Annotated in this window: 8 protein-coding genes; all 8 read right to left on the reverse strand. The window is 60.4% G+C overall.

The window, feature by feature from the left end:
• Positions 1-159: 159 nt before the first annotated feature.
• Complete coding sequence (locus RBA40_RS02485) at positions 160-1,605, reverse strand: nucleoside hydrolase-like domain-containing protein (RefSeq protein ID WP_306645666.1); 1,446 nt, start codon at positions 1,603-1,605, stop codon at positions 160-162.
• A gap of 79 nt (positions 1,606-1,684) precedes the next feature.
• Positions 1,685-3,163, reverse strand: coding sequence for a glycoside hydrolase family 43 protein (locus tag RBA40_RS02490; RefSeq protein ID WP_306645667.1), 1,479 nt, complete (start codon positions 3,161-3,163; stop codon positions 1,685-1,687).
• Positions 3,160-3,336: a hypothetical protein gene (locus tag RBA40_RS02495; RefSeq protein WP_306645669.1), complete on the reverse strand. Its 177-nt coding sequence runs from the start codon at positions 3,334-3,336 to the stop codon at positions 3,160-3,162. The genes RBA40_RS02490 and RBA40_RS02495 overlap by 4 nt, the downstream gene beginning before the upstream one ends.
• 10 nt (positions 3,337-3,346) lie before the next feature.
• Positions 3,347-4,405: a PA14 domain-containing protein gene (locus RBA40_RS02500; protein WP_306645671.1), complete on the reverse strand. Its 1,059-nt coding sequence runs from the start codon at positions 4,403-4,405 to the stop codon at positions 3,347-3,349.
• A gap of 34 nt (positions 4,406-4,439) precedes the next feature.
• Positions 4,440-5,993 (reverse strand): alpha-N-arabinofuranosidase, encoded by a 1,554-nt coding sequence (locus RBA40_RS02505; protein WP_306645673.1) that lies wholly within the window; start codon positions 5,991-5,993, stop codon positions 4,440-4,442.
• Positions 5,994-6,109: 116 nt separating this feature from the next.
• Positions 6,110-7,183, reverse strand: coding sequence for a glycoside hydrolase family 62 protein (locus tag RBA40_RS02510; RefSeq protein WP_306645675.1), 1,074 nt, complete (start codon positions 7,181-7,183; stop codon positions 6,110-6,112).
• Between the two features lie 323 nt (positions 7,184-7,506).
• Complete coding sequence (locus RBA40_RS02515) at positions 7,507-9,111, reverse strand: glycoside hydrolase family 43 protein (RefSeq protein WP_306645677.1); 1,605 nt, start codon at positions 9,109-9,111, stop codon at positions 7,507-7,509.
• A gap of 326 nt (positions 9,112-9,437) precedes the next feature.
• On the reverse strand, positions 9,438-11,858 hold the full coding sequence (locus tag RBA40_RS02520) for a dockerin (RefSeq protein WP_306645679.1): 2,421 nt from the start codon (positions 11,856-11,858) through the stop codon (positions 9,438-9,440).
• Positions 11,859-12,243 lie beyond the last annotated feature (385 nt).

Raw genomic sequence — 12,243 nt, forward strand, 5'->3', positions numbered from 1 at the left:
GGCGCCGCATCGGCCCTGCTGGCAGGCATGGAGGTGGAGCAAGCGCGCTTGCGCAGCATGGCGGTGCAAGCCGAGCCACCGTTCGGCCGCATGGCGCTGCTTTTTTCGTGACAGGCGCTTGTCCCGGCTCGACTGGCCTTGCGGTGAATTTGACCCTGCTCAGGGTGCAGGCGGCATGAACGTGACGATGACGCGTCCGTAGCGGGTCAGCGCCGGACTGCCCTTATCGATCACCTTGACGATGAAGTGGGCGGTCTCCTTCTTGCTTACCACTGGCGCCTGCCCCCACACGGTATGATGATTTTCCGCATACCCCAACTTGATCTGCTCCCTGTAGGTGCCAGCTTCGGGATACTGAAACCACAGGTAGCTCAAGTGATCCCCGTCGGGGTCGGCGCTGCCGGCGGCGCTCAGCATGAAGCCTTCGCCGGATCGGATGGTCAGCCGAGTACCAGGGCTGAGCTTGACGACTGGCGGATGATTCGCCTCCTTATAGGGCTTGGTGGTCCAGTCCATCCGAGCGGCGAAATCGTTCTGGAACTCTTTACGCCAGCGCCAGATCGTGGCCCTGTACCCCTTGGCGACCTTATCGTGGGCACGCACGTTGCGGCCATAGTCGTTGTAGACGAACGGCGTGTAACTATCCACGGCGTTGGTCCAGATGGCACGAGGCTCTTGCAATACGGGAACGTTGCCGGTGAAGCCTTCCGGATTGGTCGTCTCCAACGCTGGCGTATACAACTCGTAGCGCCCATCCCAGCCGCCCCAGTCCGGATGCTCGGGTGCGTTCAGGCCGTTAGGAATCAAGGACATGAACGCTGGCGAATCGCCCTCCATGCCAAAAGAGACATCCGGATACATCGCGCCCAGCGCTCCATGCCCCTGTTGAATATGTGCGGCGAGCCAGTTGTTGCTCACTTCCGTGCTGTCGAAGCCCGGCTCGGCAGTGTGGATGCCAGTCCAGGTGCCATTGCCATACCCGCCGGGGCTGACGATATAAAACAGGTCGGGGAACCTGGTGCGCATCCAGATACCGGTATCGTCCTGATCGGAGATCGTGTAGACGCGCAACTTGCTGATCAAGCGAGCGGCTTGCTCCGGCGTCCGGTCTTTGCCAATGCGATACAACGCTTGAGCCAGCGTATTCGCGCCTCCCCAGACCGACACCCAAAGTGGCCGCGTATCATTTTTTTCCAGCGCCTTGATGATGGCGACCGACCCCGGCGAATCCTGGTGCTCGCCGACACCTTGCATGCCGTAGCGTTGCGAGCCGGAGCGCACCACCGCTTTCAACGCCGCCGCTTTCGGAAAACCCGGTTCGTGCTTCAACAGTTGGGCTTGTACGCGGCCGTAGGCGTCGATGATCGCGTGCATGGATGCCGGTGCGATACGCGACTTTTGATGCGTCGAGGTGGTGGCGATGATGCCTTCGATATCGATCTGGTTCGCATACAGAAGCAAGCGCACGAGCGACTGGCTGTCATCGGGATCGGCTTCGATATCGCTAAGGACAATCAGGCGTTGTTTTGGTTCGGCCAAGCCAAGGGCCGGCGCGCAGGTCAGAAACGCCGCCAGCATGGCGGTGATTGGAAGTAGTCGCATCATGTCTCTAGTGAATTAAGGGGCTGGCTCGCCAGCAAGGATTATTCCAGTTATTCTTGCTTGGCCTCCTTAGTTGGCCTCCTTAGTTGGCCGCCTTGTCCGCGGTCAGGCCGCGCCGGGAGAATTGCCAGTAATCGAACTTGAACAGGTCTTCACCGGCCGCACCGCGGAACACGAAGAACAGATCGTGGACGCCGGAAGCGCCGGAGATCCGGACCGACTGGGGCTTCCATGCGCCGCCGGTTCCCGAGACCGGCAGCGTGCCGATCAACTGGCCGTCGAGCTTGCCCAAACGGATCTCGATTGCCGCCCCGGTGGCCGCCTTCGCCTTGGCCGTGCTGGACAGGCTGGCCATGAAGGCGCGCGCGCCGGCCGCGCCGAAATCGACATGCCGCACCTGGATGTGGTCCCGGTCGTGGATGTCGCGCACATTCTGGCCGCCGGCGCTACTGGGCTCGATTTTGACACCGGACGACCAGGCGATGGTCTCGGCTTCCACGCGCTTGTAGGGATCGAGGGTGGCGACCGGCGCCGGCCCTTCCTTGGTCGGCTGCACCATCGGGACCACACCATCCGGGTTGAACTTCAACTCGTCGACCGCCACGGAACGCTTGAAGCCGTCGCCTCCCGGCAGCGCGGCGTTGTGGTAGAAGAGGTAGGTCTTGCCCTTGTAATCGATCACGCCCGCGTGGTTGGTGAAGGCGCTTTGCGGGGGCATGATGACGCCGCCGTAAGTCCAGGGGCCTTCGGGTGTGGGGCCGGTGGAATAGGCGAGATGCTCGGGGAGGGGACCACCGGCAAAAAAAAGGTAATTGAGATTGTTGCGCTTATACAGCCAGGGACCTTCTTCGTAGGATGTGCCGCGCAGAGCAGGCGCCGGCAGCGTCGTGCCTACTTTGTCGGGTGGATTGCGCTCGCCCAAGGCCTTGACGGTCATCGGATGGCGCATGATGCCATTCTCTCCGACGCTGGTGTCGTAGGAAATCATGTCCTTGTTCAGCTTCACCGACCACAGGTTGGGATTGCCCCAGGCGAGATGCGCCTGGCCCTTGTCGTCGATGTGCACGGTCGGATCGATGCTGTCGTACAGGCCGCTGGAGTGTCCGCCGATCAGGGGTTTTTTGAGGGGATCGACGTAGGGCCCCAGGGGATTATCGGCCACCAGCACGCCAATGCCCCGGCCTTGCACCGGGCCATAGAGATACCATTTTCCATCCCGCTCGATCACCTGGGGAGCCCAGGCGCCGTTGTGAAAGCCGTCCCAGCCGGAGATCTCCTTGGCGGCCCAGGGAAAATCGCGGAGCGAGGCGATCACGCCATGCTGGGTCCAGTTCACCATGTCCGTGGTGGTCGCAAGCACCCAGTTCTTCATGTTGAAGTTGTTGGCCTCGCCGACATCTTCGTCGTGGCTGGAAAACAGGTAGAGCGTGCCCTGATGGACCATCGGGGCCGGATCGGCGGTGTACATCGTTTGAACGACCGGGTTGAGCGCGAACGACGGCGCAGGCAGCGTCGCCAGTGCGGACAAGACAATGACAGTGAAGCGGTGGTTTTTTTTCATGAGAGTCCGAAGATAAGGGGTGAAAAGTGGAACGGATAGGCGATGTCGGCGCAGGAGCCAGATGGACTCTTTCCATCAAAGCTGCCTTGCGGCGCTGTCGCCGGTGACGTGGCCGCCATCGAGCCGGCTGCGGCGCCGCCAACGACGACGATGCGCTTGTATGCGGGGTTCATGTATTTCTCCTCATTCCCTGGCCAGCATGGCGGCCGGCGGTCGCCCGATCAGCCTGCGCGGCAGGTAGTCGAAATCGGCCGCTCCGGGCTTTCTCCATCCAAGCATCAGGGCGAGATAGCCATGCGCCGGCCCCTGGAAGTAGCGCACGCGGAAGTTCCGCAAGCCCTTGTCCAGCTTCACCATGGCCATTTCCGGCGACGCAGGGTGGATGCCATCGTTGTTGATCACGTCCTGCTCGTCGATGCTGAGAATGGCACCGTCGTCGGAGAACAGCATCAGCTCCCATGTGCCGGCTTCGGCAACATTGACGGTGAAGCGGATATCCAGACCAAACCAGTCGGTTGTCGTGTCCAGGCCCGGAAAGCCTTCGCGAAATTCGCGTGGTGCGATATTGAGCTGGGCCAGGCAGACGCGCTTGATCGGCTTGCGCCGGCGCATCTCCATGACCGATTGGGTGCCGGTGCGCAGGCTATAGACATCGGCCACCATGTGCCGGTCCGGGGAGTCCACGCATTCTTCGAACAGTTTGGGAGGCGTGCTGGCCTCGGCTTTGGCCACGGGCGGCGGCGGTGGGGGTGGGGGCGCGATGACTGCCGGCGCCGGGATGGCCTCGACCACTGCCGGCACCGGGATGGCCTCGACCACGGGCTGCGGGGGCACTGGGCTTTCGCCGACCTTGGCGGGAGGCAGTTCTGGCAGGGGAGGGATCTCTGCCGCAGGAGGCTCGACCTTGCCTGGCTCGGGCTTCGCTTCGGCAATCGTTTTCTCCGGCACTGTCGTCTCGAAAAGCACGACATCGACGCTACGCGGCGCCGGTTCAGGCGAGGGCGTGCGCGAGGTCGACAGCATCACGGACATCCCCAGCGCCAGATGGAGGGCAATGACAATGCCGATGGCGTAGCGATGGTACTCGCGCCCCCAGCGCCGCTCAGCTTGAGCTTCGGGCGGGGGCGGACTGGTTTGCGGCGGTATCGGGCACATACGTTTCCACAGACAATAGAAATGAATCGAAGTTTGGCCACTGTGCGCGTGCACGCCCCGGACGGCGCTTGCGTTGGGGGCGCGCATGCTGGCGATGATCGAGCGCTTGCGCGCGACGCTTTTATTGCTCCAGAGCGAACACCATCACGGCCTTGGCAGGCACCTTGATCGACAGCTTGCCGCCTGAGGCACGCGCGTTGAATGCCGCCGGCTTGATGACGTGCGGATTCTGGAACGTGTTGTGCGCATCCATCGTGGCGGCGGTCAGCACGCGGCCGGCCGCGCCCTTGACCTTCGTGCCGGCGACGTTGACGGCGACCTCGACCGCCTTGCCCGGATCGGTGTTGACCAGCGCCAGGTACACCTTGCCGTCCTTGGCGCGTGCCGCCGAAGCGCTCACGCCCGGAATGGTCGCCGCGCCCAGGGTGTAGCTGGTGTTATCCTTGATCGCCAGCGGCAGCGCCGTGGCATCCTGAAACGGCGCATACATCTGGAACGCGTAGTAGGTCGGGGTCAGGACCATCTTCTCCTTGTCGGTGAGGATCATCGCCTGCAGGACGTTGACCATCTGGGCGATGGTGGTCATGGTGACCCGCTCCGCGTGCTCATGGAAAATGTTGAAGTTGAGCGCCGCCACGAGCGCGTCGCGCAGGGAGTTCTGCTGGAACAGGGCGCTTTTGGCGCTTTTCTCTTCGTCATACCAGGTGCCCCACTCGTCGATCAGCAGCCCGATCTTTTTCTCGGGATCGTTCTTGTCCAGTACCGCCACGTGATCTTTGATAAGCTGATCCATCTTCATGGTATTGGCAAGGGTCGAGAGCCATTCGCCCTCCTTGAAGCCGAGGGCCTTGCCCTTGACGTCCCAGTTGCCGGTCGGGACGGTGTACTGGTGGACGGTGATGCCGGTCGTGCGGCCCTTCAGTTCCTTGCTCAGGGCTGCGGTCCACGCGGTGTCGAAGCCACTGCCGCCGCTGGCGATCATTTTTGGCCTGGTCTGCCCGGGTGCCGCCAGGAAGTGCTCGTAATTGCTGTACAGGTTCGCGTAGTACTCGGGCTTCATGTTGCCGCCGCAGCCCCACAACTCATTGCCGATAGCGAAGAAGGCGACTTTGAACGGCTTTACGCGCCCGTTCTGCGCGCGCAGTCTGGCCAGGGGCGAGCCGCCGTCGGCCGTCATGTACTCGACCCAGTCGGACATCTCCTGCACGGTGCCGGTACCGACGTTGCCGTTGACGTAGGCATCGGCGCCCAGCATGTCGATCAGGTCGAAGAATTCGTGGGTGCCGACGGCGTTGATTTCGTCGACCTCGACAACGCCGCCCGCCCTGGTGTGGATGTTGCTCGGGCGCTTGTCCTGCGGGCCGATGCCGTCGCGCCAATGGTAGGTGTCGGCGAAGCAGCCGCCCGGCCAGCGCACCAGCGGTACATGCAACGCCTTGAGCGCGCCGAGGACGTCATTGCGCCAGCCCCTGGTGTTGGGGATGCTCGACTTCGCGCCAACGTACATGCCTTCGTAGACGCCGGTGCCGAGGTGTTCGGCGAACTGGCCGTACACGTTCTTGTTGATGACCGGGCCGGGCTTGCCGGGGTCGATGCTGATGCTGACCTGGCCGGCGGCAAAGGCCGGCGCCGCGATCATGCCGAGAACGGCGAGGCTGTGTTTGATGATGTTCATACAGGGGTATCCATACAGTAGTATTCAAAGATTGCTACAAAGCCGCCATGCGGTTTGCTCGTGATGGCGGCCCGGGCCCATCGCCGGAATGATTCCCATGGAGATCACGCGCCAGGTCAGCGGCACAGTGCGCTTATTGGATTTGAACCTTTCGCCGTGATCAGCCCTAAGCGGTACGGAATCTTGATGTAGTCGTCCGTACGCACCGCAGGGTCATTGCCCTGGAAAAGGTATTCGAGCGGCCGGCAAGGATCGATCGTCATCGTTTGATCGGTATTCGTGCGCACCAGCTCCCCGTGGGAAATCCCTTCGGACCAAATCCGCTCAACATTATCGCCAGTCGCGAAAGCGTTCATCGGCGCGGAAGAGAATGGCTCCCATTTGCCGTCCAGGCTTTCGCTCTTCCAGATCCGGAAGTATCGTCCTTTCGGCGAAATGGCCTCCACCAGGGTTATGTAGGTATTGGTGTTGGCAATCTTGTAGGTATTGCTCGCCTCGAACACGTCTTCCTTTTTTTCGGTCATGACGGCGACCGTGTTATGGAAGCCATGCGGGAACTGGCTTAATGAAGTTTCGGAGCGAAGCAAGCGTCCGTTATCGTCGGTGCCGAACATATGGCATTTTTTGTCGTCGCAGATCACCCAAAAATCGAGCCAGCCAACGCCGAGCGGCGCCTTGACGATGTCGGGTTCGACCGGGAAGAATTTTTGCGGCACGCTCCAGGACATCGGATCGCCAATATTTTGCGAGGTGGAATACAGCGGATCGGCGCCTTGATAGACGAGATACCATGTTTTCTGCGGAGCGAAATAAAATACTTGCGGCGCCGCGCGATAGCCTGGCCCCATAGGGGACTTGTCAAGCGGGACTATTTTCGCCGCGGGCGCGTCCGACCATTTGTCAAAGCTGGTGTATCCCAGACCCCAGCCGGCAGACCCAGCCGTTGTGACGAATACGTGATACTTGCCGTTCACGTAAACAATCGAAGGATCTTTCACGCCGTAAATCGTCTGATTGGCAGCTGGTTGCGGCGCAATCAACGGCGCGCTCGAAGTCCAGTTAAACGTCTGTTTAGCAAGAGGCGCCGCAGATTCGGCAGTGCTGTTGGCAATGACATTGTTCCCACTACAACCGCCTGCTGCCAAGGCAGCCAACAGGATCACTCCCATGCCGCATTTCTTAAATTTCATTAATATCTTCCTCCTTTTGGCGCATCGAAAATCAATCGCAGGATTCAACAGTTTGCCTGCGCCCTGACGATGCCGGCTCGGAAGGAAGCATAGGCCGAAACACGCGCATTCGAGAAAGACAGAGTGCACAGACTTATGCAACTCGCTGTTTTTTTGAACGAAGCGTGCCAGAAGTGTTAGGTCGCTCACGTGCCTGAGCGTGCTCTCCGATCCGACAATGCTTGCACGCTTCGATCATGCCGATGACTGCGCCTTCAAGCCGCCGCCTGGGTGGCGATGCCGGCGCTATTCACTCGCAGCTTTTTATTGGCTATCGTCACATCTCAGTACTTGATTCTGAACCAGTCGAAATCGGCATATCCGCCTGTATTTTTCGTGGCATAGTTGAACAGGGCGAAGCGATAGCCCATGAAATGCGGAATGGTGTATTTCATTTTGAAAGTCTCACCTATCGGTTTCCACACTTTTCCATCCAGACTGTAGTGGAAATTGGCCTCATCTTTTTTATTGGTGAAATCACAATCTATCTTTAAATATATTTTGCTCTGATGTAATGCAATCCGCTGCGCTTCGACGGGTTTGTCCTTGTCAGTAGCGATCATGACGATTGCCTTTTTTTCCCTTTCAACTTTGACCCCTACCGACCCATACTCCTTTTGAAAGGCTGATAATCCGGCAAAATCGCCGTCTTTCATTTTGGAAATATCCAGGACAACAGAAGCGGAGCTGGTGGGACCAATCGTGCGCTGGGTAAGCGTGTTTCTGGCCAGAAGAAAATCCGTGTCTATCCGCCCTGTTTTGAGGCGCAAGTATCCTTTTCTGTCGCTGACGGACCAAAGCGAATTGTCCGGATTATGGTTCCATTGCCAAGCCAACGGTAATGCTTCTTCTCCATTCTTGCGATTGAATTCATCAGAAACTACCAGGTTCGGAATCAAACCCTGACTGGCCGGCAGGTTCAGCTTTTCCGGGACCTTGCCATTGTCTCCTAATACCGGCCAACCACTTTCCCACGTGACAGGAACGAGATAGGGAATTCGGCCAACGGCACCAAAATCGCGGAAAAGATAAGCAAACCAGCGCCCGTCGGGAGTGTCTATCAACCCGCCTTGAGCAACGCCCAGATCCTGTAAGCCGACTTTTCCTTCCCAAGGGCCATTGATATTATCGGCCCTGTGGATGATGGCGGTTCGCATTCCCCAGTTCGCCGGCGCGCAGATGTTGAATAAATAGTATTTCCCTTTTACCTTGAATAATTGAGATCCTTCGGCTGCAAGGCTTGCATTTTTCCCACATGGTGCGCTGGCGTTCTCGATGAGAATCTTCTCCGGAACGCTTTGTTTAACGCCCGTTAATTCGTCATTTAATTCAACGATTTTCAGTACGTCCGCGCCATGAATTAAATATGCCTTGCCATCATCATCAAAAAACAGGGAGCCGTCATGATATGCCGGTTTGAAAGAAGCTCTTTGCCAATTTCCTTTTTCAATATCTTTTGTCTTGAAAATATAGGTTTCACCCGGTACGTCATGTGCAAATGTGCTTACGTAGTACATCCCCTTGTGGTAACGCAAACTGCTTGCCCATGAACCCCTGCCATAGATGCTTTTTCCTTCTGTTAGATTCAGCTCCGGCACATCTGCAAGCGTATCGTAGGCATAGTTGATCAGTTTCCAATTGACTAGATCTGTCGATTTCATGATGGGCACACCCGGGTTCATGTGCATTGTTGTACTGCTCATATAATAATTGTTGCCGACCCTGATCATGGCCGCATCCGGCACATCAGCAAACATGATGGGATTTTGTGCTTGCGCCAAAGCAACGCCAGGAGCAAGCGCAACCAGGAATGCGGACATGGATCTCACGATGGTATATGCGATCGACGCAGAATTTCTTGTTGATAGAATATTCGTTTTGAGTTTCATCTTTACGGTTTCCTGGTGCGGTGCGTAATAAATATCAATCCGGATCTGATGTGGAAAACATCAGTTAGCCAGATTGGCTCTTCGTAAAAATTGCATGCTTCTGTGTTAACTGGTCTGACAAAGAAAACAACGTCGTCCCCGCGCTGAGCGGGGACGACGTCGTTTTGTTTTCGAGTCATTGATGTCATGATTTCCTGGCTTCCGGCTGCCCGGACCGCCCGGCCCGGGCCACTCGCGGCGCCGGTTCGGGGCAGGTGGCGAGCCAGGCGCCGGTCATGAAGAAGGCCGCCTTGCCGCATTCAAGCGCCGGCGCAGCTGTTTCGTCTTTAGTTATTAAACAATATCCCGCGGCCGCCGCCGCTGATATACAGGCGTCCGGCGATGTTCTGATCGGCGGCGATGACGCCGACACCGCCAAACTGATGCTTGTCGTCGTTGATGCGGTTCCAGCTGCGGCCACGGTTGTCGGAGCGGTACACGCCCCACACCCCGTTGATGACGCCGACCAGATACACCGAGGCCGAGTAGCTCGCGCCGGCCGGCGCCTTGCCCAGGGCGATGGCGGTGGCGCCATACACCTCGGGCCATTCCGAGGTGGGATGGGTACCCCAGATGGACCCGGTCGCGCTCAGCCTGGTCCAGGTGGCGCCGGCATCGAGCGAGTGGAAGACGCTATGCCCGTCGGCCAGCCACACGTCGCCTTCGGCGTTGGGATTGACTGCCAACGAGGCGTTGTGGACAAACTCGGCGCGCGCGCCCGCCGCCGAAAATTGGCTGCTGGCGGTGAAAGTCCGGCCGCCGTCGGTCGAGGCGTAGAACTTCGGCGCCGGCCCCCACCAGCCGCCGCCCGACTCGTACGCATACACCCGCTTCGGATTCTTGCGGTCGGCCGCAAGGCGGTAGCTGCGGCCCGGTGCCACGGCCGGCAGATTGGTGTAGGTCCAGTTCGCCCCATGGTTGGTGGTGTACGCCGGTACGGAATCGGACGGCGCCCACACGATGTGGCCCGGCGCGGTGACCGCCAGCGTCGAGTTGCCACCCTGGTGGGCCAGGCCGTCGGGGTGGTTGGTCGGAAAAGCGGTCCAGCTCAGGCCCGCGTCGGTGGAGTAGGCGCCGCCCACGTTGGGATGGTTCCAGGTGGTGGTGCCGATCGTCGCGATGTAAGCCGATGCGGACCAGGCCATGTCGGCGCTGTTGCTGTTGCCGAACCAGCCCTTCGGACCGCGCACGGGGGCAGTGGCCAGGTCGGTATGGACGACCATGCCGATGTCTCCCGAGCTGTTGAGCAGGCTGTACGCGGCGCCTGGCGGTGGCGCCATCAGGGCCAGTGTCGCGGTTTCCTCCAGACCGGCAGTGGCGTTGGACCAGGTGGGTTTGTCCGCCGACGCATTCCGGGTTTCCCACACGCCCCCACCATGCACATGCAGGATGCGTTCCGGATTGTTCGGGTCGATCTCGACGTCGTCGACCCAGCCCGACCAGCCGTCCTTGTCGCCGCCGTGCGGGGCCATTGCGGAAATCTCGCGCCAAGTGGCGCCAGCGTCGTCCGACAGCTGCACCACGGGCTGGCCTTCCCAGTTGCCCCACGAATTGGTGACACCGAGCGCGATGCGGGTGGTGGCGCCGGTACCGGACACCGACAGGCCGCCCATGCCGAAACCTGTCCCTGCGGCCGAGGAATCATAGCTCTTGAGCAGGGTCCAGTTGTTGCCGTCGAATTTGTACAGCCTTGCCGAACCGCTGGCGCCGGGGCCCGTGCCCTGCGTGAAGGCGACGTACATCATGCCGTCCTTGGCGCGTACCATGTGGGGGATATGGTAGCCGGTCACGGGCGTGGGGATGCCGGTCCAGTTGGCGCCCCCGTCGGTCGTCTTGTACATGCTGTGTTTCAGCCCTGCCACGGCGGCATAGTCCGGCGCGACGGCCGTGTAGATGGTCTGGGTGGCGCTGCCGGTACCCTTGGTCGTGGTGTCGAAGATCACTTGCTCGACACCGACCACGCCGCTCCAGTGGACGGCTTCGATTTGCGCCTTGGTCATCCTGTGCGACGACAGCGAGGCCACCTGCTGCCAGGTCTGGCCGCGGTCGGCGCTCTTCCACAGGCCGGTCGTGCGCGTGGCGTAGAACAGGATGGCAGGATGGTTCGGGTCGACCCTGAGGCGCTCGCCGACGGCGCGGCCCTGGGCGTTGCTGGCCGCCGAGAACGGCAAGTTGACGTAGGTCCAGTTGTCGCCGCGGTCGGTGGAAATGTACAGGCGCGCGTCGGCCTTGTCCGAGAGGTACATGCCGGTGCTCATGTAGACGCGCTGGTCGTCGTTTGGATCGAGCGCCATGCTCTCGGAGCCGTGGTAGAAGCTTTCGGCAGCGCTGAAGCCGTCCGTGATCGGCCGCCAGGACGAGGCGGCCGCATTCCAGCGGTAGGCGCCGCCCATATCTGTGCGGGCGTACAAGACGTCCGGGCTGGTGGGATGGAACACCAGGCCTGGTACATAGCCGCCGCCGCCGAACTTCACATTGGTCCAGCTGCTCAGGCCGGGCGCCGGCTGGGCGAGGACAGCACGGCGGGCAGAGGTGGCGACGGGGACGGGAGTGGCGGGCTCGGGGGGAGCGGGCGGCCGGGCCGGAGGCGCCGGCTGGGCAGGCACGGGCGGTACGCCGGCAGCTGGGGTGCCGCTGCCGCCGCCGCCACAGCCGGCCATCAAGGAAACCAGCAGCGCTGACAGCGCGAAGAGTTGCTCTTTTTTCATTATGTCGTCCCGGAACAAGGTGGTGGTTGCGGCATGCCGGCATGGCTGCTGCACTCAGGCGTCCAGGTCGGGCATGCTCTCCAATGACCGGCTGGCTTTCGCTTGCGGGACGGGGAGAGGGCCCCACCGGTCCAGCAAACCGGCCGAGTCTATCCCAAATATTGCGGCAAAAACTACACCCCGACATGCCCTCCCGCTTGCCTGACGGCCTCCTGTAAAAATCCTGCACGGCCGGTACCGGTACGCGTGCAGATTTTGCTATTGCTCGCTTACATAGCCGCTGTTCGATCCGGGGCCAGTACCCTGTACGCCAGCGGACGCGCCGCCGTCGCCGCAGATCGAATGCAAGGAAGTGCAGTAACAATACAATTATCTGCACGCTTGT

The sequence above is a fragment of the Massilia pseudoviolaceinigra genome (assembly GCF_030846505.1).
Lineage (GTDB): Bacteria > Pseudomonadota > Gammaproteobacteria > Burkholderiales > Burkholderiaceae_D > Telluria_A > Telluria_A violaceinigra.